At 60.5% G+C, this 20,546-nt stretch carries 17 protein-coding genes; 9 read left to right on the top strand and 8 right to left on the bottom strand.

Translation table 11 applies throughout. The annotated features are described in order from the left end of the window. The 3 genes from AC0QTX_RS22965 to AC0QTX_RS22975 all read left to right on the top strand — a co-directional run. Window positions 1-439, top strand: a 439-nt coding sequence (locus tag AC0QTX_RS22965) for a hypothetical protein (RefSeq protein WP_474606135.1), incomplete at its 5' end; no start/stop codon positions are given. 247 nt (window positions 440-686) lie between these two features. Further along, entirely contained in the window at window positions 687-1,178 is a 492-nt protein-coding gene (locus AC0QTX_RS22970; RefSeq protein ID WP_474606136.1) for a YciE/YciF ferroxidase family protein, read from the top strand. Between the two features lie 43 nt (window positions 1,179-1,221). Continuing rightward, a complete protein-coding gene (locus AC0QTX_RS22975; protein ID WP_474606137.1) occupies window positions 1,222-1,776 on the top strand; it encodes a DNA-3-methyladenine glycosylase in 555 nt (184 codons plus the stop codon). A 163-nt stretch (window positions 1,777-1,939) separates the two neighbouring features. Here AC0QTX_RS22975 and AC0QTX_RS22980 read toward each other — a convergent pair whose 3' ends face one another. Then, entirely contained in the window at window positions 1,940-2,236 is a 297-nt protein-coding gene (locus AC0QTX_RS22980) for a hypothetical protein (protein WP_474606138.1), read from the bottom strand. Between the two features lie 417 nt (window positions 2,237-2,653). On the opposite strand from AC0QTX_RS22980, the gene recA reads away from it, so the two are divergent. Then, entirely contained in the window at window positions 2,654-3,694 is a 1,041-nt protein-coding gene (gene recA, locus AC0QTX_RS22985) for a recombinase RecA (protein ID WP_474606139.1), read from the top strand. Window positions 3,695-3,813: 119 nt separating this feature from the next. Here the strand turns inward: recA and AC0QTX_RS22990 are convergent, their stop codons facing one another. Continuing rightward, a complete protein-coding gene (locus AC0QTX_RS22990; protein WP_474606140.1) occupies window positions 3,814-4,086 on the bottom strand; it encodes a DUF2312 domain-containing protein in 273 nt (90 codons plus the stop codon). Window positions 4,087-4,232: 146 nt separating this feature from the next. Here AC0QTX_RS22990 and AC0QTX_RS22995 point away from each other — a divergent pair. After that, a protein-coding gene (locus tag AC0QTX_RS22995) for an IS630 family transposase (RefSeq protein ID WP_474606141.1) occupies window positions 4,233-5,190 on the top strand; the annotation gives its coding sequence in 2 pieces (ribosomal slippage) (window positions 4,233-4,583 and window positions 4,585-5,190; 957 coding nt in all). A gap of 184 nt (window positions 5,191-5,374) precedes the next feature. On the opposite strand, the gene AC0QTX_RS23000 is transcribed toward AC0QTX_RS22995, so the two are convergent. Beyond that, complete coding sequence (locus AC0QTX_RS23000) at window positions 5,375-6,862, bottom strand: DUF6880 family protein (RefSeq protein WP_474606142.1); 1,488 nt, start codon at window positions 6,860-6,862, stop codon at window positions 5,375-5,377. A 66-nt stretch (window positions 6,863-6,928) separates the two neighbouring features. Between AC0QTX_RS23000 and AC0QTX_RS23005 the strand changes: the two genes are divergently transcribed. The 3 genes from AC0QTX_RS23005 (at window position 6,929) to AC0QTX_RS23015 (ending at window position 10,686) form a co-directional block, all read left to right on the top strand. Beyond that, complete coding sequence (locus tag AC0QTX_RS23005; protein ID WP_474606143.1) at window positions 6,929-7,453, top strand: hypothetical protein; 525 nt, start codon at window positions 6,929-6,931, stop codon at window positions 7,451-7,453. Window positions 7,454-8,274: 821 nt separating this feature from the next. Beyond that, window positions 8,275-9,606 (top strand): plasmid replication protein RepC, encoded by a 1,332-nt coding sequence (repC, locus tag AC0QTX_RS23010; RefSeq protein WP_474606144.1) that lies wholly within the window; start codon window positions 8,275-8,277, stop codon window positions 9,604-9,606. A gap of 42 nt (window positions 9,607-9,648) precedes the next feature. Then, window positions 9,649-10,686 carry an LLM class flavin-dependent oxidoreductase gene (locus AC0QTX_RS23015; RefSeq protein WP_474606145.1) on the top strand — a complete coding sequence of 346 codons (1,038 nt, stop codon included), beginning with the start codon at window positions 9,649-9,651 and terminating at the stop codon, window positions 10,684-10,686. A gap of 88 nt (window positions 10,687-10,774) precedes the next feature. Here AC0QTX_RS23015 and htpG read toward each other — a convergent pair whose 3' ends face one another. Both htpG and AC0QTX_RS23025 read right to left on the bottom strand, forming a co-directional pair. Further along, complete coding sequence (gene htpG / locus AC0QTX_RS23020; protein ID WP_474606146.1) at window positions 10,775-12,667, bottom strand: molecular chaperone HtpG; 1,893 nt, start codon at window positions 12,665-12,667, stop codon at window positions 10,775-10,777. Between the two features lie 115 nt (window positions 12,668-12,782). Then, window positions 12,783-13,784: a 3'-5' exonuclease gene (locus AC0QTX_RS23025; protein ID WP_474606147.1), complete on the bottom strand. Its 1,002-nt coding sequence runs from the start codon at window positions 13,782-13,784 to the stop codon at window positions 12,783-12,785. A gap of 257 nt (window positions 13,785-14,041) precedes the next feature. Between AC0QTX_RS23025 and AC0QTX_RS23030 the strand changes: the two genes are divergently transcribed. Beyond that, entirely contained in the window at window positions 14,042-15,520 is a 1,479-nt protein-coding gene (locus AC0QTX_RS23030; protein ID WP_474606148.1) for a protein adenylyltransferase SelO, read from the top strand. A gap of 173 nt (window positions 15,521-15,693) precedes the next feature. Here the strand turns inward: AC0QTX_RS23030 and AC0QTX_RS23035 are convergent, their stop codons facing one another. From AC0QTX_RS23035 to recD2, 3 genes are all read right to left on the bottom strand, one after another. Further along, window positions 15,694-16,386, bottom strand: coding sequence for a glutathione S-transferase family protein (locus AC0QTX_RS23035; RefSeq protein ID WP_474606167.1), 693 nt, complete (start codon window positions 16,384-16,386; stop codon window positions 15,694-15,696). 96 nt (window positions 16,387-16,482) lie between these two features. Beyond that, window positions 16,483-16,803: a putative quinol monooxygenase gene (locus AC0QTX_RS23040; RefSeq protein WP_474606149.1), complete on the bottom strand. Its 321-nt coding sequence runs from the start codon at window positions 16,801-16,803 to the stop codon at window positions 16,483-16,485. 1,321 nt (window positions 16,804-18,124) lie between these two features. Further along, entirely contained in the window at window positions 18,125-20,323 is a 2,199-nt protein-coding gene (recD2, locus tag AC0QTX_RS23045) for an SF1B family DNA helicase RecD2 (RefSeq protein WP_474606150.1), read from the bottom strand. Window positions 20,324-20,546: the final 223 nt, after the last annotated feature.

Consider the following 20,546-nt stretch of genomic DNA (forward strand, 5'->3'; position numbering starts at 1 on the left):
GGTCCAGCTCAGCGGCTCTTTGCTCATTGGCCTGCAGGGCTTGTCGAGCAGTGGAGGTCTGGGTCTGAACCTCGGTTTAGGCCTGGGTGAGTTGCGTCAGTTGCTGTTGTTGCGCCTGCAGGTCCTGCAGAGTGGCGCTGAGCTGCGTTTGGGCCTGCTCGCGCGCTCGTGTAACCTGGGCCAGCTGTTGCTGAGTTGTCTGAAGCGATTGCTGCAGGGTTCCGAGCTGAGCCTGAAGCTGGTCACGAGACTGAGCTGCCTGGGTCAGCTGCTGCTCGGCGCCAGCTACCCTGGCCCGCAGGTCCGCCAGGGCTCCTCCGGTGCGCTGCTGCTCATCGAGCTGCCGTCGCAGGGTGACCTCAGCCTGCTGCAGGCGGGTTATTTCCGTTTTGGCATCCTGCCGCTGGTCGGAAGAGGAGAGCGCTACGCCAAGGGCTAGAAGCCAGCCCAGGATGGCAGCCCCAGCCAGCACCAGAGACACGGGCCGCTTCAGCTCGGAGCGGTAATCGATGGGCATCATGGTCCTCCTGCGCGAGGGCTGCTCGATCTAACGCAGAACCGTCACGAGCGTTGCCCGCTCCGGTACCCCAAATCAACCCTTCTGTTCAGGCTGGCATCAACTGCGGAACGCCTGGCTGCCCTACGGATTGTCCGTATCGCTGCACGACCTGACCAGGAGACCGACCATGGCTGATAAGGATTTGAAAGCTCTCTTTTTGCATCAGCTGAAGGACACGTACTTCGCCGAGAACGCCATCCTCAAAGCCTTGCCGCAGATGGCGGAAGCCGCTCGGGCCGAGGAGCTCAAAGGCGCCTTCGCCGTTCACCTGAAGGAGACAGAAGGGCAGGTGAAACGTCTGGAGCAGGTATTCCAGCTGTTGGGCGAGAAGCCTACGGGTGTTGGGTGCAAAGCCATTCAGGGCATCATCGAGGAAGGCCAGGAAATCCTGCAGGAGTTCAGCGGCGGCGAGGCTCTGGATGCTGGTCTGATCGCGGCTGCCCAGGCGGTGGAGCACTATGAGATCACCCGCTACGGCACCTTGCTCGCGTGGGCCAAGCAGCTTGGCCTCTCGGAGGCTGAGGGACTCATCCAGGAGACCCTGATCGAGGAAGAAAACACCGATCAGATCCTTTCTGAGTTGGCTGAGGATGCTATCAATCCTGCCGCCACCGAGTGAGCCTTTGGGAGGTATCTTTCCAAGCTTCGACGCTGACGGGCGAATGGAAACAACGCTGCCCTGGTCCTTCTTCGCTCGTGATGCGGTGACGGTCGCACGCGATCTGATTGGAGCCACCCTGCTTGTGGACGGGATCGGCGGCCGGATTGTCGAGACTGAAGCCTACACCGGCGATGATCCTGCCTCCCATAGCTTTCGTGGTCCGACGCCTCGGAACGCAGCCATGTTTGGTCCTGCCGGCCATGCCTATGTGTACCGGTCGTACGGCATACACTGGTGCCTGAACTTTGTCTGTTTGTCAGGAAGCGCGGTTCTCGTCAGGGCTGTTGAGCCAACCAGGGGCATTGAAGTCATGAAGGTGCGACGAGGTGTCGAGGACTTACGCCTTCTCTGCTCAGGTCCTGGTCGTCTGTGCCAGGCTCTGAGCGTGACAATCATCCACAATGAGTTGCCGCTGGACAAAACACCCTTCCAACTCCTCGGCCAGAGGAGCCCAGTTGAGGTTGCTGCAGGGATGCGGATCGGGATCACCCGCGCCACTGACCTGCCCTGGCGGTTTGCTCTCGCAGGTTCGCGCTTTCTGAGCCGAAAGATCTGATGCCACCCAAGAACAGGATGATCCTACCATCCGCGCCGCGGTTCCCCCTGGCGTGGGTCATCGGTGAAGTCCGGCGGAGCGCCATAGGGCTCACCACGGCGGGAGTGGTGCGGCTTGTCCGGCCAGTGCGGGTCGCGCCGTGGTTCCGGTTCGGACAAGCCATTCAGAAGGGTAAGGCCCCCCGCAGCACGGAGCGAACCGCATCAGCAGCCATATCGGCGATGTCGCGCAGCCGGAGGTTACCAACATCGCCACTGGGGCGATGCTGAGCCTGTCCATAAGGGGTGTACTGATCTGCAGGGGAGCGCTCCGGCATCAGGCCTGAGAACACGCCTGCTCCACCCAAGATCACGAGCAGAACCAGAGGAACGACAAGGCGGAATGCTAACCCTACGATCCTGGACACAATGATGTAGCCAATGACCAGGACAATTGCAGTCACGATGACGCTGGTGCTCAAGGTGCTTGAACCCTCATGATGTTCAATGCGGTGCGAAGGCCATCCAGGATATCGACGGCTTTTTTGTGAGCGCGGTGGATGAGAAGCGACACGGATTGGCCGAGTTCTGCATCTCCAATTGGATCCAGACGACTCGGGCGGCGGGAGTACGGCCGGCCTGGGGCAGATTTGCACTTGCCGCGCTGGTTTGTGACAGTGTGCAAGACACCGATGCACTCGCGCACCATGGCTGACGTCCAGGCTCGTCGCCTGCCAATCATCCTCTCCCGCGGACTAAAGATCCTGCTTCCTGCTTCGTTCGCAATGGCTCAGCTTTCCCACTCCCCGCAAAGGCGCGACAACATGTTCGTTCTTTGTTCTTTCTTTCGCCACATAAATCCTTAGAGTTCGGCTCCTCTATTAAGCACTGGATTCGGGATGACCACGGATAAGACAAAAGCGATCGAGACTGCCGTCAGTCAGATTGAACGGGCCTTTGGCAAAGGTGCCATCATGCGCCTTGGCGGTGATCAGGTTGTCGAAGTGGAGACCATCTCCACCGGTTCGCTTGGGCTCGACATCGCTCTCGGCGTCGGCGGTCTGCCGCGCGGCCGGATCATTGAGGTCTACGGACCGGAATCCTCGGGTAAGACGACGCTTGCGCTCCAAACCATCGCCGAGGCTCAGAAGAAAGGCGGCGTCTGCGGGTTTATTGATGCCGAGCACGCACTCGATCCTGCCTACGCGCGAAAGTTGGGCGTCAATCTTGATGATCTCCTGATCTCTCAACCGGACAATGGCGAGCAGGCGCTGGAGATCGCCGACACGCTCGTCCGCTCAAGCTCTGTGGATATTCTCGTCATCGACTCGGTGGCCGCCCTCACGCCTAAGGCCGAAATCGAGGGCGAGATGGGCGAGAGCCGTCCTGGTCTTCAGGCTCGTCTCATGAGCCAGGCGCTGCGCAAGCTTACCGGTTCGATCAGCCGCACCAAGACGATGGTGATCTTCATCAACCAGATCCGCATGAAGATCGGCGTCATGTACGGAAGTCCTGAGACGACCACCGGCGGCAACGCGCTGAAGTTCTATGCCTCCGTGCGCCTCGACATCCGCCGGACTTCGACCCTGAAGGACCGGGATGAGGCGATTGGCAACTCGGTGCGCGTGAAGGTCGTCAAGAACAAGGTCGCTCCGCCCTTCAAGCAGGTCGAGTTCGACATCATGTTCGGCGAGGGCATCTCGATGATGGGTGAACTGATTGATCTTGGGGTCAAGGCCAACGTGGTGGATAAGTCCGGCGCCTGGTTCTCCTACGACAGCCAGCGGCTGGGGCAGGGCCGTGAGAACGCCAAGACTTTCCTGAAGGACAATCCCGAGATTGCTTCTGAGATCGAAGGCAAGATCCGGCAGAATGCCGGTCTCCTGATCGCGGAGCTGCAAGGCAACGACGATGTGAGTGCATCAGAGGATGCAGCCTAAGGCCTCTCTTGCTGCATAACGCCGACCTTTTGCGGATCGGAGAGGTCTGCATCGCCTGCAATGTAAAAGGCCGCCCTATGGTGGGCGGCCTTATCAGTCATTGAAAACCTAAGGTGAGCTCAGGCTGCCTCGGCGACAGGGGCGGGACCGGCCTCGTCCATTGCACGCATGTAGACATCGAGCAGGCTGTCGTGCTCGTCGCGCTCATCCTGATCCTGCTTGCGCAGCTTGATGATCTCCTTGAGGATCTTGACGTCGAAGCCCTCACCCTTGGCCTCGGAGAACACCTCCTTCTTGGCCTCGTTCAGGTCCTTGATCTCGTTCTCGATCTGCTCGATGCGGACCACGAACGAGCGGATCCGATTGCCCGGAACTCCAACAACGTCACTCATGGCTTCTCCTTTGCCGTATGTGGACCGGCACTATCCGGCACCGGAGTAAGCGCCGCGTTAACCTAGAGCATCGGACTGAAAGGCAGATTCAAGAGGTTTCGGTCTGGGCTGAAGTGTGATTCCCTTGTGAGAACAGGAGGTGGATCATGACCCAGAGCTTCTCCTTGGATCTGCGCGTACGGGTTGCAGCCTTTGTCGAGGCGGGCCATTCCTGCCGGGCAGCAGCCCGCCACTTCGGCGTCAGCGACAGCTGCGCCATCAAGCTGATGCAACACCAGCGGCAGTCCGGCTCCCTCGCGCCGGCCCGGCAAGGGCGCCCGCCGGGACGCGGCAAGCTGGTGGCTTATGAGACCTTCCTGGTCCGGATCGTTGAAGCCGAGCCGGCCATCACCATGCCCGAGCTCGCCGCACGGCTGCTGGACGAGCACGGGATCGTCGCGGCTCCCGCGATGCTCTCGCGCTTCCTGTGCCGGTGCGGCTTCACGTATAAAAAAACACCTGATGGCCGCGGAGTGCGCACGCGCCGACGTGCGGGATGAACGCCACGTCTGGCGGACACAGCGTCAGGCCCGCATGCGCCAACAGCCGCACCGGCTGGTCTTTCTCGACGAGACCTACGTCAACACCAAGATGACGCGCCTGCGCGGGCGCTCGCGCCGGGGCCAGCGGTTGCGCATGAGCGCTCCCTTCGGCCACTGGAAAACCCACACCTTCATCGCGGGTCTGCGCTGTCACGAACTGAGCGCACCCTGGGTCATCGATGGTCCGATCACGCGCACGGCATTCGAGGTACACATCGAGACGCAGCTCGCGCCAACGCTGAGGTCAGGCGATGTGGTGATCCTCGACAACCTGGCGGTTCACAAGAGCGAGAAGGCCGCCCAGTGCCTGAAGCAAAGAGGCGCCTGGTTCCTGTTTCTGCCTGCCTACTCGCCCGATCTGACCCCGATTGAGCAAGCCTTCGCCAAGATCAAGGCACACCTGCGCAAGGCCGAGGCCCGAACGCTCGACGCGCTCTGGCGCGCCCTCGGTGACATCTGCAATCTCTTCGAGCCACGGGAGTGTTGGAACTTCCTCAAAGCCGCAGGATATGCATCCGTGTAACCGTCCGATGCTCTAAAGTGTCACATCACATCTGGGCTGACTTCTGGTGCAGTAGGATTGTACGGGAATGGGGTAGCAGGATGAGAATGCTCGAGCTTCTAAGGCTTGGCTTCCTCAATGCTGCCCATACGAGGAGCGCGCCCGCGCTCCCCATTCCTTCTTGGGGAGAGAGGTCGCGCCGTTCTCACACAACCAGGCTCCAGAACGAGCTTTTGCGGCCATGGTGGGCTTTGAGGCGTCTTACGTAGGCGTCACGAGCCTCGAACTTGCCGAAGTCCTCAATCTGGTCAGCAAGGTTCTCGCACTCCTCAAGGTGGCGAGCAGCGTGCTGGTACCGCTTGGTCCTGTTTCGCTTCAGGGCAAAGTCAATTAAGGCCCGGCGGAGAACAGTGGCCGCAAGAGGATCTTTTACTTCCAGCGCAGCCGCGGCCGGCGCCAGGATCTCGTAGAAGTCACCGTTGAGTTCGTCCGCACGGGTAAGCACCAGGTGCGCGGCTTGGTCCAGCGCCGGCCAGGTCACCAGAAAACCTAAGGCATGGTGCACGCTCGAATGGCTCAGGGCATGAGCGATGGCCCGCTCCTCAGCCTCAAGATCCTCAAAGTCGGGCAGGCGCTTGAGATAGGAGCGCAGATGCTCCGGGTTGAGCGAGCGCTCGAAGCAGAGCCAGCGGAACGCCTGCGCCTCATCTGCTCGTCCGAGGGCCTCTAGAACCGCAAGCCGCGTCTGCTCCCATTCGACGGGGATCCAGCCGGGCCTGTCCTGATCGATGGCATTGACGGCAGTCCAGGCTTCCTCAGCGCGGCCTGCAGCCAACAGCCGTTGTGCGATCTCCACAGCAACACTCGAAACGCCTCGAGCCTTCTCACTTTGCTGGGCGATAAAGGCGTCCACATCCCCCTGCGCATCGGCAATCGCCTCCAACGCCAGTCGAACAACGCTGCTGCGATGGCGCTCGGCCAGATCGTCGGCGTACAAGGGACCGCCCATACCCCAGCCGACGACCTTCCGGTCTTCCGCACGAGGCTTCTGCTGTGGCTCCTGTGACAACTTAAGGACGAGTTGCTTAAGGTGGTCGAGGCCTGTGGCGCCCAGTGCTGGAGCCAGAACCTCAATTGGGCGGTCATACTGACCATACTCATTCTCGATCAGAGCACGGCAGGCCTGCTCGGCGAGCACATTGGGGGTGGCATTCGCCGCGATGGCAATGTCACCGAGATCACGGCAGGCAGCCTGAAAGATCGCGATCACGCTGCCACTGCTGTCGTCACAGCGGTTGAAGATCGAATTGGCAAGCACCATGAAGCGCCAGAGAAGGTCCAGCGCTTCAGCTGCATCGACTTTGGCTACCTGACTGATGGCCTGTTTTTGGGTCTCGAGATCCGCCACAAGGACTTTGCGGTGGCGCCAATCGATGAAGGAGCGGGATTGGGCAATGGCTGTCAGGCGCTTGCGGATCTCCTGTGCCATATCGGCAGGGCTGGCGGCGCCGGCCAGTTCCAGCCGCAGGCGGCGTTGGGCGGCTGCATTGCCCCGGCTGATCTCGATCAGCAGTGCAGCCAGGCGCTCGGACCCAAGCGCCTCCTGCGCCCTTTTGGCAAAACTGCGGATCGAATGTTCGGTCTCCTTGGACCCACTGGTGGTTTGGTTTCCGGACGCGGTGGGGCCTCTCACGGTTGACAGCCGGAGTGGCAGGGGAGCACCCTTCGAGGGTGGGGGCACGCCACAAGGATGGCCGCCATGGACAACTTCGACCACATTCAGAATTGGAAGCTGAAACAGGGCTCGCACACGTTCCCGGGCCAGGACGGCGGAACCTGCATCAACGAAGCGGCTATCGTCGCGGCGGGTTTTCCGTACCGTCCCGTCCGGTCCGTGCAGGACATGCCGGACTGCTTCTCGCGCCCGATCTGTGCGCTGGCGATGCAACTGAACGATGAAGCCACCGATGAGGAGCGGCAGCATCTGCTGCCCTTCGTGACCCGTCTAGCCTGTGCCGACACACCGGAGGTTGAGCGCAAGCGGGAACTCTATATCTCCTCCCGATTGAGATACCATCTCCCGTTCCGAGCGCGGCTTGATATCCTTGAAGGTGCGCTCGCTGTTGGACATCAGGCTGACTTGCTGGAGCCGGAGGAGGTGAGGACACGCATGGCTGTCGTTCAGCAGAACGCTGCAGCACCTACCTCTGTGGCTGACCATCCCATGTTCGCCAAAATCAAGAGCTGGTTCGGCTCGGCCAAGAACAGAGAGCCCGTGAACTGACTGTACTATCCCTCCGAGGGGCGCGGGAGAAGAGGCTAGGATGTGGGACTGCCCCGCATCCTGGGTCAGAAGGTTCTAAAATGGCGTGCCCTTAGTTCATACGCCAGGAGCAGGCCTCTTGGATCATGAGGTTTTGGAATTATACGACGATATTTAAAAGTAGTCTGTTGTCGTTGAGCTGCATAGCACAAAAAATACTTAGCAATACAGAGTCTATTTGAATCTCTCTGTGTCAGAGCTTGAGTCTAGCTTGAGTCTTAAATGGCGGAAATGCGGTAAGTCCACTGCAACGTGACTGGATCCATCCGAGCGCTCGACTCATTCTGACTCAGCTTTTCAGTGGAAATCACAATCAGGATTAATCGATTTTTACAGATCGACTCCACACGTAACACCTAATCGGTTCATCTCTCATGTGTTGCGAGAGAGTGGGGTACGCAACGTCCGATAGCTTGAGGCAGCAAAATCATCAGCGCTTCCGAGAGGTCTCTCGCCAGACGGACTTCCGGGAGATCGTCGTGTTGGTGCTCAAAGAAGCCGGTGGCGAGATCAGTTCCGGCACAAGAGAGCGCATCGGTCTCATCGGACTGCGATTATCCCCGATCTCGCAACACTCTTCGAACGGGAGAAGACAACCGTGAACTAAGGCTAGGCAAAGCAAAAGGCCCACGAAGCTGGAAACTTCGAGGGCCTTTGGAGTCACCGAGGGACGGCGACCGGATTAATTTGGCGACAATCCTTATGCCATCCCGACAAGCTGCGTGTCAAGAACATCGGTTTCGGTGAACGCTCCCGCTTTGCCCTCACATTGGAGGGAAGCGATGCAACCCGCATCGTCTGGAGGCCGGCGGCTGAGACACGCTGCTTTGGCCGCGAGGAAGTTTGCGCTCGAAACTGGGCGCACTGTTACACGAAAGGAGCTTTCAGCCTCTGCTCGCGATGCTGAAAGAGCGCTCCGTCTGAGCGCGCCGCAACGACTGGTTTTAAGCCAGCTCGTCGTCTGTTGGGGCGAACACCACATGGACAGGCTTCTCGTCTGGTCGTCCAACCAGCGGCTGACGGCGGCCACCGGACTGTCGGAGCGGTCGATCCGCAATGCCATCCGGGCGCTGATTGAGCTTCAAGTGCTCATCCCGAAGGACTCCCCGAATGGCAAGCGCTACGCCGTTCGGGACGAAAAGGGGAATGTTGTCGATGCCTTCGGCTTCGATCTAACGCCGCTCTATGCACGCCGAGGCGAGTGGGCCGCCGCCACCGCTGAGCAACAGCAGCGAAAGGAACTTCTAAAGCGCTCCTTTGACGAGATCACGGTCTGCCGTCGTGCCACTGAAGCGGCTTTGAGTGCACTGGCGCAGTACTACCCCGCTGGTGATCGTGCTGCTCTTGAGAGCCGCCTCAGCACGCTGAAAGCTCGCACCCCAAAACGCCCCGGGGCGACACTCCCGGCCGGGCTCGTCGAGGTCTGGAACGAGATCAGACAGCTCGCTGAAGAAGCCTTCTATCAGGCAAGCTGTGACGGCACGACATGCCGACACATAGAGGCAGAGAATGAATCCTTGAGTAAGACTTGTCACAATGGCCGCCAGGATGACATGGAGCCTGCTGCTCAGACCGCTTTACCCACTGAGCTGTCGCTACCAATCATGATCATCGAAGCATGCCACGTGATCTCCGATTGTGCTCACCCGATCCGAGACGCTGCCGACCTTGTTTCGGCCGGACGCTTCCTTCGAGCCTCCTTGGGAGCCCACCCAAGCGCCTGGACTGAGGCCGTCGAGGCCATCGGAGCCATCCATGCTGCAACAGCTGTGATCTACGTCCTGCAACTCTATGACGACGATGTCTCAAGCGGCAAACACAGCATCCGAAACCCTAGTGGGTACTTCCGGACTATCATTCGCCTTGTTAAGAGAGGCGAAATCGACCTCCAGACTGAGCTGCTCGCCTTGCGGAGACACAAGCTTGCTCAAGGGGACAAAGTTGGTCGGCCGGGGAGTGAAGTATGTTGTGGCCCGAGTCGAAAGACTTGGGTGCATGAGGTACCCTTCCAAGGAAGCGGGCAGCAGCCAGCCCTTACCCGTGTCTGGCGCACGGGTCATCGGCAGGGCGCGAGCGGGTTGCCACCTGAAGGGCAGCTGATGGCTGTGACGTAGGGACTATGATTGGGGCAAAGCCCCTATGGGAGGACCATTCTTATGGAACTTGGACTCTACACCTTCGGCGACGTGGGCGCCGATCCGGTGACGGGGCGCCGGGTTGGCCCGGCGGAGCGCCTCCACAACCTGGTGGAAGAGATTGTCCTGGCCGACCAGGCGGGACTGGATGTGTTTGGTCTCGGCGAGCATCACCGGCCCGACTATGCAGTTTCAGCGCCTGCTGTGGCGCTGGCAGCCGCAGCGACCCAGACAAAGCGCATTCGGCTGACAAGCGCCGTGACGGTGCTCAGCTCCGATGACCCAATCCGTGTGTTTCAGCAGTTCGCCACCCTCGACAATCTCAGCCAGGGGAGAGCCGAGATCATGGCCGGCCGCGGCTCCTTCATCGAGTCTTTTCCGCTCTTCGGCTACGACCTTGATGATTACGACACGCTCTTTGCCGAGAAGCTGCGACTCCTGATGCAACTCAACGAAAGCGAGCAGGTCAGCTGGCCAGGCGGGAAACATACTCCCCCGATCACAGACCGTGGCGTCTATCCGCGGCCCTATCAGGAGAAACTCCCGATCTGGATCGCGGTCGGCGGGACCCCGCAGTCCCTTGCTCGTGCCGGGGTGCTCAATCTGCCTTTGGCGCTCGCCATCATCGGGGGAGAGCCAGCGCGCTTCGCACCCCTGTTCGACCTCTACCGGCAGGCGGCCCAGCGCGCAGGCCACGATCCGGCAGCCCTAAAGACATCGATCAACGTGCACGGCTTTGTCGCTACGACTACGCAAGAGGCTGCCGACACCTTCTATGCCCCGCAGGCGGAGGTGATGAACCGGATTGGGCGGGAGCGCGGCTGGCCGCTGACGAGTCGTCAGCAGTTCGACGCGGCCCGTGGACCGCGCGGCGCACTCTTTGTCGGAAGCCCTGCGGAGGTGACAGACAAGATCCTAGCCGCGCATGAGATCTTCCGATTCGACCGCTTCTTGATCCAAATGGCCATTGGTGTAGTGGACCACCTTAAGCTGATGGAGGCGATTGAAATTTTCGGAACGAGGGTGGCGCCGGAGGTGCGAAAGGCGCTCCGATCATAATGGTAGACGGTATGAACTGATTTCTGAGGAATGGCAGGAGGCAGTCGTTAGCGACCGCACTCCCGCGAAGATCATTTGCTATTGCCTCTTACGGCACGCACCGCCGCATCACCCGCGCAAGACGCTGCGAGAACGCCTTCGCGTCGGCCGGCAATTCCCCATCCAGAATCCGAGCCTCGTCCAATAGAAGATGAGCCGCGTCTTCACGAAGCGTCTGCTCACCCTCGCCCAGGTTAGCCAAGGCCACGACGAGGTCATGGCGCGGGTTGATCTCCAGAACGGGTTTGGCCGCTGACGTCAGCTGACCCGCGCGGGCCAGAAGCCGCTCGAGCTGGCGGTCCATGCCAGTCTCGGACGCCACGAGGCAGACGGCGCTTTCAGTCAGCCGCTCGGAGGCGCGCACATCGGCGACGGACTCCCCAAGGGTAGCCTTCACGGATTGAATGAAGCCCGTCACCACCTCCGTTGCCGGCGCGCCCGCATTCTCCTGAGCCTCGAGCAGCGGGATCTGCGCCAGGTCGGCACCGCCCTGGGTCACCGACTTGAACGGCTTGCCCTCGTAATCGACGCCAGCCGTGACCCAGAAACTGTCCACCGCATCCGGAAGCAGCAGCACCTCGATACCACGCGCCCGGAAGCCTTCGAGCTGCGGCGAAGCCTCGAGCCGGGCGAGATCCGCACCCGTCACGTAGTAGATAGCGGTCTGGTTCTCCTTGAGGGAGCCAACATAATCCTTGAGCGAGCGCCATGCGCCACCGGATGCGGTGGTCTTGAACCGGGCCAGGCCCAGCAGAGTCTGGCGCCGCTCGAAGTCCTCGTAAAGACCTTCCTTCAGCACCGGGCGAAAGGTCTCCCACACCTTGGTGTAGGCCTCCGCATCGTTCTGCGCGAGCTTCTCGATTTCACTGAGAACCCGGCTGGTCACACCCTTCTTAATCGCGGCCAGAAGCGGGCTCTCTTGGATCATCTCGCGCGAGACATTGAGTGGCAGGTCAGCCGAGTCGACCAGTCCGCGCACAAAGCGCAGGTAGCGCGGCAGGATCTCGGCCTCGTCGGTGATGAAGACCCGCTTCACATAGAGCTTCATCCGCCCGTGGCGATCGGGATCGAACAGGTCGAACGGCGTGGAGCCCGGCACGAAGGCCAGCGCCGTATATTCGTGGCGCCCCTCGGCCCGGAAATGCACCGTCAGGGCCGGCTCGTCGAATTGGCCAGCCACGCTGCGGTAGAAATCTGTGTACTCCTCAGGTGTGATCTCAGAGCGCGGCTTCACCCAGAGGGCAGCCCCATCAGCGACCTCCTGCGGCTCCGCTCCGGGCTTCTCAATAAGGGAGATCGGTACGGGGACGTGACCCGACTGCGACTTGACGATGCGCTCCAGCGTATAGCGCTCGGTGTAGGAGGCAGCGTCCTCCATTAGGTGCAGGATCACCCGGGTGCCGCGGGCCGGCGCCTCGTCCGTTGCAATCGGCGCGACTGTGTATGATCCCTTGCCGTCTGAGGACCAGATCGCCGCCTCGTCTTGACCTGCACGTCGTGAGACGACGTCGACCCGGTCGGTCACCATGAAGGCCGAGTAGAAGCCGACGCCGAACTGGCCAATGAGCTGGGCCCCTTTGTCCTCCTGGACCGCCTGGATCCGATCCATGAAAGCTTTGGTGCCCGATCGCGCGATCGTACCGAGTGCCTCAATCATCTCATCGCGGTTCATGCCGATGCCGTTATCCTGAATCGTCAGGCGGCGGTTCTCGGCATCGATCAGCAGCGTGATCCGGGGCTTGGGATCATCGCCGAGCAGGGCGGGATTGGAGATCGCCTCGTAGCGCAGCTTCTCGCAGGCGTCGGCCGCGTTCGAGATCAGCTCGCGCAGGAAGACGTCCTTATCGGAATACACCGAGTGCACCATCAGGTGCAGCAGCTTGGCGACATCGGCCTCGAAGGTGTGGCTCTCAGGAACGGGAGTGGTGTCAGCAGGCGTCATGGCGTGAGATGAACCTTGTTGCTCCGGCGGGCGATGAGATGGCGGCGAACGGTCAAGATTTGAAGCCTGAAAGCCTCGGGTGAGGCCAGCTGTGTAGAGATCTAGCAGGTGCCGCTTAGCGCGCCGAACGGAACCTCTCGAAGGCAGTAATCTTCTGGGTGTAAGGCTCGACCTCACGCCGGTAAACCTCACGCCGAAGAAACGCGAGCTCCACCTCGCCGGCCTCCTCATCAACCTCCACCCACCACGATTTTGGGCGTCCATTGGTTCCGTCATTCCAGCGGTAGCCTCGCGCCTTCAGCACGTCCTTCATGTCGAATGGGCTGCTCTCCGCCCAGATGCGCAGAAGCGACTTCCGAGCCGATGCCAGCAAGTGTTTGAAAGGGAGACCAGCCTCCGATGGTAGGGGGGAGGCCAACACCTCAAGCAGGGCGTGGCAGTCCTCGACAGCCCGGTGCCCCTGGTGGAACCAACCACACTGCGTCAGGAGATAGCCCAGCTTTGATCCCTCGAAGCCGAACCGGTTCCAGGCGATCTCGGAATGAGAGCAGGCCCAAGCCTTGACCTGGAAGTCCTTGGACAGGCGCTCACAGAAGGGCCGATCAAAGCGAGCGTTGTGCGCGATGATCAACTCCGCCGGCGCGATGAACTTCTCCACGGCCTCAGGGTCGAGCACCTGGCCGGCGACCATGTCAGGCGTGATCCCGGTCAGGCGAGTGATCTCAGGACTGATAGCTACACTCGGCTCACGTAAGCCATTGAACGTCCCGATCACATCGCTGATCCCGCCTTCCTCATCATAGGTAAAGGCGATCATGCCGAGTTCGATGACCTCGTCCCTCGTATGATCGAGACCGGTGGTTTCGGTGTCGAGGATGACGGCGATCTTCTCGCACTGGCGAGCGGTGCGGGACACGGCAACGGGGCGTGGTATCAATCGGCGCAGAACGCGATAGTCGCCTGTAGCCTCCAGCATCCGGGCGGCGGTCTCGTAATCAGGAGCCTTGAAGACCTCACTGCGATGCTTGGCTTTAATGACAATCTCACCGACGGGACCCGTCTTGATAGGACCCGGCGGTGCATCGTAGTCTAAGAAAAGGTCAGCCTGGCCCCGCATTCCCACACCTTCTGCCCGCCAACAGGACAGGCCCACGCGTGGGGCCCGGCGGGGCAGCAGACTAGAGGGTGTGGGTCGCCAGAACGTTAATGCACAAGGTATGCGGGAGGGGGTGGTCCGCTCCTATGCGTGTGGGCAGATCAGGTATACAAGATTGCAGTGGGAGTGCCTTGAGCCCAGTCCGGATTTACAGTCCGACTCTTGTTTTCCGAGGCACCCATTACGATTTCACGTGGTCCTTGTGGTGAGCCCGGACCATGATAATTCATTTCCCCTTCGACAACACCTACGCACGCCTGCCTGATCGGTTCTATGCGCGCGTAGAACCCGAAGCCGTTACGGCTCCGAGGCTCATCCGACTGAACCGGGATCTCGCGTTACACCTCGGCCTTGACCCTGATCGTCTCTCCAGTCCTGAAGGCGTTGAGCTTCTATCCGGCAACCGCGTTCCGGATGCGGCTGAGCCCATCGCCATGGCCTATGCGGGTCATCAGTTCGGGAACTTTGTGCCGCAGCTCGGTGACGGCCGCGCCATTCTCCTCGGTGAAGTGATCGACCGCAATAGCATCCGCCGGGACATCCAGCTCAAAGGCTCAGGGCCGACGCCGTTCTCGCGCCGAGGTGACGGGCGGGCGGCGTTGGGACCAGTCCTGCGCGAGTATCTCGTCAGCGAGGCAATGGCCGCGCTTGGGGTGCCGACAGCACGTGCGCTCGCTGCAGTATTGACAGGAGAAACCGTTATCCGCGAGACGCCGCTTCCCGGTGCGGTGCTCACCCGTGTCGCCTCAAGTCATGTCCGAATCGGCACGTTCCAGTTCTTCGCAGCCCGGCAGGATGTGGAAGCGCTGCGCCAACTCGCCGACTACATCATTGCCCGACATTATCCGCAGGCCGCCGAGAGCGACAGACCGTATCGCGCGTTCCTGGACCAAGTCATTGCTGCCCAAGCAGACCTTATCGCTCGCTGGCTGCATATCGGCTTCATCCACGGGGTCATGAACACCGACAACATGTCCATCGCCGGCGAGACGATCGACTATGGCCCGTGCGCTTTTATGGATACCTACGATCCCGCAACGGCCTTCAGCTCCATCGACCGGCAGGGCCGCTACGCCTATGGCAACCAGCCGCGCATTGGCCTCTGGAATATGACGCGGCTGGCTGAGACGCTTCTGCCGCTCCTGTCCCAGGACGACGAGAAGGCCGCCGCCGAGGCGAATGAAGCACTCGAAGCTTTTCCGGGCAGGTTCGAGGCGGCCTATCACGCAGGGCTCAGGCGCAAGCTCGGGCTGCTGAGGGAGCGCGAGGACGACCCGACGCTTTCCGGGGATCTCCTGAAGGCCATGGCCGAGAACCAGGCCGACTTCAGCCTGACCTTCCGGCGGCTGAGCGATGCGGCCGCTGGACCCGAGGGAGACGAGGCCGTCCGAAACCTTTTCATCAATCCGCTTGCTTATGACGCCTGGGCCGCCCGCTGGCGGGAGCGGTTGAGCCTTGAGACAGGGGACGGCGCGAGCCGCCAAGCTGCTATGCGAGCCGTCAATCCAGCCTTCATTGCGCGCAACCATCGCGTGGAGGCGGTGATACAGGCTGCGGTGGAGCGGAACGACTTTGCTCCTTTCGAAGAGCTTCTGATGGTCCTCTTGAATCCCTATGAAGATCAGCCAACTCTCGCCCACTATTCTGAGCCACCGGAACCGCACCAGCGCGTCCATCGGACATTCTGCGGGACGTAGAACGGGAAGGCTGCCTCAGCAGCTTCGCGCCTGAGCCGTTCGGCATATCTGGTGCCACTCTTCCAGCGTCCGACGAGGAACTCACCTGGACATCGATGGCCCTCCACGGCTCTTGCCTCCGCCCAGCGGCCATTTTGCTGGCTGGACGGAGGAACAGCGGCACGCGAGAATGGTCAGCGAGCCGGGGCAGCCAAATGTCGGAACATATGTTGGCGTGCCTCGTCATCCATTTCAGCTTTGAAGCTGTGCCGCTCCTTCAGCGCGGCAGCGGACTGTGCTGCCGGGCGAGCGCTGATCTCATCAAAAACACGCTTGAGGTTCGGGAGGACACCCCAGGTATTCTCGCCTAAGATGAACGGCACCATGCGCGCCCAGCCCCACAGGGCCATATCGACGATGGTATAAGTCTCGCCCACCATGTAGCGCTGCCTGGATAGATGGGCATCAATGATGCCGTAATGCCGCTTCGCTTCGTACAGATAACGATTGACAGCGTAGTCCTTGGGCTCAGGCGCAAAGTGCTTGAAATGCACGGCTTGGCCGGAGAATGGGCCCACGCCCGTTGCGATGAACATCAGCCAAGAGAGAAGCTCACCACGGGCAACCGGTGTGCTGTCGGGCAGAAACTGTCCAGTCCGCTCCGCAAGATAGAGCAGAATCGCATTCGAGTCGAAAACCCTTGCGCCGGTATCCTGGTCGATGATCACAGGCACCTTGCCATTCGGATTGATGGCCAGAAAGTCAGGCTGGTGCTGCTCCCCTTTGCGTGTATCCACGGGCTTGTGCTCATACGGGAGGCCCATCTCCTCCAGGCACAGAGCAACCTTCATCGGGTTTGGGGCAAGGTTGTAGTAGAATCTGATCAAAGGAGAACTCCAGCAGCAGGTGGACAACGTCGGGTAAGTGCTGACGGGAGCCGCTGCGGTAGACCGTGTAATCAAAGCGCGACTCGTCAGGGGCCGTCAGGCAGGACTTTGAAGAGGCGAGAGGACGTGGATCACGCGGGTCTCGATCATGTCAGCTGTCCGCTCAGTATAGGCCTGCATATGCGGGGCGGCTGCGTGCGCTTTGAGGGCTTCAGGGCTCGCCCATTTCTCGACCACGACAAAGGTGTCTGGCCCAAGTTCGGTTTGGGAGGGTCCGAATGCCGGAAGATCGACAACGGGAACGTACTCGATGCAACCCTCTTCAGCATGAACGGCCGGCATGTTCGCTTGGAACTCCCGGAGCACGGTTTCGCGCATACCGGGCTTTGCAGTGATATAGGCCAGAACGTGCAGCATGAATGATCTCCTGATCGCCGATTGTTAGACACAGCTCTGCGGCACTGCAAGCTCCTCACTCCGGATGCAGGACCTGTGGCTCTCGCGTTAAGTTCGGCGATCGAGATACATCAACCTGTCCTAAGGCCCAGGCGCCTCGGCCGCATCTCAAGAGGCTGATGGGAGATCGGACCTATGCCGCCGAGGGGAGCCCAGTGGGGCCACCGAGCCTCGGGCCCCCAGCGCCACTGGGCATGTGGATTCAAGCCGATCTCGCTTCCCTGCTCCGGGATATTGATGCCAATCGGCAACTTATAAGTAGCGGTCTGGCCCGCCCAGTCTTCACGCTGATACCGAATCTCTCGTTTGCAATGGGGACAGCGTGACGCGAGGACTTTTCTGAAGGGCTGTGGGCTTTCTGCGAGATCAGGAAGAGCCGCTTGAGCCTTGGCATAAGCGTCTGCATAGCCCTCCATCGCTTGGACCACCTCAATTTCAAGAGGGTTTCCGCGTGCTGCTTCGGCCCTGTAGGCCAGGAGAACTCTTTTTCGGCAGGTGCGGTGCCAACATTGGTCCTCACGAAGAACGAGTGGGATGATCCCGTGCCGGCCATTCCCATACCACTGAAGCTGCCCGCTGAGTGCACCAGCGACAAAGTCGGAGATGCTGAGCGACAGGCCATCGACATGCACGTGCGCTCCCGGTTGGCCATCCTGATCCTTCCAAGTCGTGGTCTTGAAGGCCGGTAGATGTGGGTCAGGCCTGAGCCAATAGTGATGCAAGGCTGCAGGCTCATGAGCAACCAGCCAGAGCGCGCGTATTCCTGAAGCCACATAGCGCTCTTGCCGCTGGCGGTAGGCTTCCTCGCCCTGGAACTGAACCTGGGCTTCAATAGCGACAGTCCAGGGCTTTCCAAGCCGGCGGCACAGGACATCAGCCCGCCAATCCTGACCATCGGGTATTGTCCCAGATTGCTCCGGCAGGGCATCCCAACCTGCGGCTCGAGCCCCAATCAGGCTCTGTGCCTTGATATAGAGATGAAGGTCGCTTTCCTTTGCTCCCTCGGAAGTCTGCCCAGGAGGATGGGCGAAGAAGCGTGTTCCAAGACGCGATGTCTTCGGGATCGCCCGCCCTTTCCCATACGGCATCCATGCATCGCGATGTCGCGCTGATCGCAATCGCTCCCATTCGTGATCGGTCATCAGTGGAGCAATCAGCGGCTCTCCTGAGTGGGTGTATGCGAGCAGCGGCATGGTCTGGCTTATATCACCTCAAGACGTGCGGATGGTGTTGACGCCCCATACTTCGAACGCGCCATGAGAAAGGAAGTTTGAGCTGTCGATCAGTGGGCAGCCAACCATTCCCGCAGTTTCGTCCAGCGCCTCTTCATCTGCCCGCCCCTGACTGCAATCCCGACAGCTTTCTTCTGGCCTACCAGCACGACCAGCCGCTTGCCACGGGTGACCCCCGTGTAGAGCAGGTTGCGGGCCAGCATGGTGTAGTGCTGCGTTACGACAGGGATAATCACGGCGGGATATTCCGAACCCTGCGACTTGTGAATGGTGGTGGCGTAGGCAGGTACCAGCGTATCGAGTTCGCCGAACGGGTAGAACACCTCCCGGCCATCGAATGAGGCAATCAACGCTCCCTCCTCGTCGTCGATCCGGACCACCATGCCGAGATCGCCGTTGAACACCTCCCGATCATAGTCGTTCTGGGTCTCCATGACCCGGTCTCCCGGCGAGAAACGCCAGCCAAACCGCTCCACCTTGGATGAAGGATTGGGATTGAGCACTTCTTGGAGCTGGATGTTGAGGTTGCGAGCGCCGAGCACACCCCGGTTCATGGGACAGAGCACCTGAACATCCTTCATCGGATCAAGCCCGAACCGGCGCGGCATGCGCTCCTTGATCATCTGGATGATCTTCGGCACACCCTCCTCGGGATCATTAATCTCGACAAAGTAGAAGTCGCTCTCCTCTCCTGCCTTCTGCGGCTCAGGCATCTGGCCCTTGTTGATCCGATGGGCGTTCACCACGATCCGGCTTTCCGCTGCCTGCCGGAAGACCTCGGTCAGCCGAGCCACCGGAATGCGCTCTGAGGCAATGATATCGGCCAGCACCTGCCCCGATCCAACCGAAGGTAACTGATCCACGTCGCCGACCAGCAGCAGACCGGCATAAGGCGGGATGGCCTTGGTCAGGGCATTCATGAGCGGCACATCGACCATGGAGGTCTCGTCCACCACCAGCAGATCGCAGTCGAGTGGGTTCTCCTCATTGCGTGAGAAGCCACCATGCTTAGGGTCGATCTCCAGCAGACGGTGGATGGTCTTGGCCTCCAACCCGGTCTGTTCGGTCATGCGCTTGGCCGCCCGACCTGTGGGTGCTGCCAACGCGACGCGAACGCCTTTGGCAACCAACACGCGCAGAATTGTGTCGAGCAGGCTTGTCTTGCCGACACCAGGACCACCGGTCACTACGGCCATTTTGGAGCCGAGCACCAGCCTCAGAGCCTCGCGCTGCGAGGTTGCCAGGGTCTTGCCGGTGCGGCTCTCCACCCATGGAATGGCCTTGTCGATGTCGATCTCAGGCCAGGGCAGTGCGCCAGACGCTCGCTCGATCAACCGAGACGCAATGGCTTGCTCGGACAAATGCAGACCTTTGAGGAAGAGACAAGTCTCGTCGCTGATGGTGTCGGAGATGATCTCTCCTTTGGCAAGCTCCTCGACAATAGCCGTTCGGATCAGTTCTCCGTCCACTTCGAGCAACTGCTCGGCCAAACGGGTGAGAGCCTCGACCGGCAGAGCGCAGTGCCCCTCGTCCGTCGCCGTCTGAAGGGCGAACGAGATACCGGCCCGGATGCGCTGCGGGGCAGTCTTTTCCATCCCGAGCTTGGCCGCGATGGCATCCGCCGTTTTGAAGCCAATCCCACGCACGTCCTTCGCCAGCCGGTATGGGTCTTCGGTCATGACTTGGATGGCCTCATAGCCATACGTCTTGAAGATGCGCACCGCCCGGGCTGTGCCGACGCCATGGGCATGCAGGAAGATCATGATCTCCCGCATCGCCTTCTGCTCGGCCCAGCCTGAGACAATCCGAGAGGCTCGCATGGGGCCAATTCCAGAAACCTCCGTCAGGCGCTCCGGGGTAGCCTCGATGATCTCAAAGGTATCGACGCCAAAGGCCGCAACAATGCGCTTGGCCATGGCCGGTCCGATGCCGCGCATCTGACCTGAGGCAAGATACTTCTCAATGCCCTCGGCACCAGTTGGTGGCGTGGTCTTGAGTACCTCAGCCTTGAACTGAAGCCCATGGGTGCGGTCGCTGATCCAAATGCCACTTGCGGTGATCCACTCCCCAGCAGAAACCGCAGGCGTATGACCAACAACCGTCACAAGGTCACGCTTGCCACGGGTGTGGACCTTCAGAACAGCGAAGCCATTCTCCGCATTGTGGAAGGTGACACGCTCCACCGATCCTGCGAGCGTCTCGAGGACGGGCCTCTGATCAACTTGTGAGGGGCGAATCATCTGGTTCATGGTGCCTACCGAGACGATCTCTCAGCCTCTCCGACTGTAACAATGGATAGCGCCGCTGACGAGGATGCTCTCTTTCTGTAGCTCCAGATGTTCTGGGTTTGTTTCAGGGCTTTTTTGCGGCGATTCGGATTAACTTGGCTCCACCGGAGGCAATCTGCCAATTTGGTTGTGATGCTGGCTATGCAAGTGCAAAACTCGAGCATTCAGAGGGTTCTGCCCGATT

The organism is Microvirga sp. jy35, assembly GCF_056148915.1.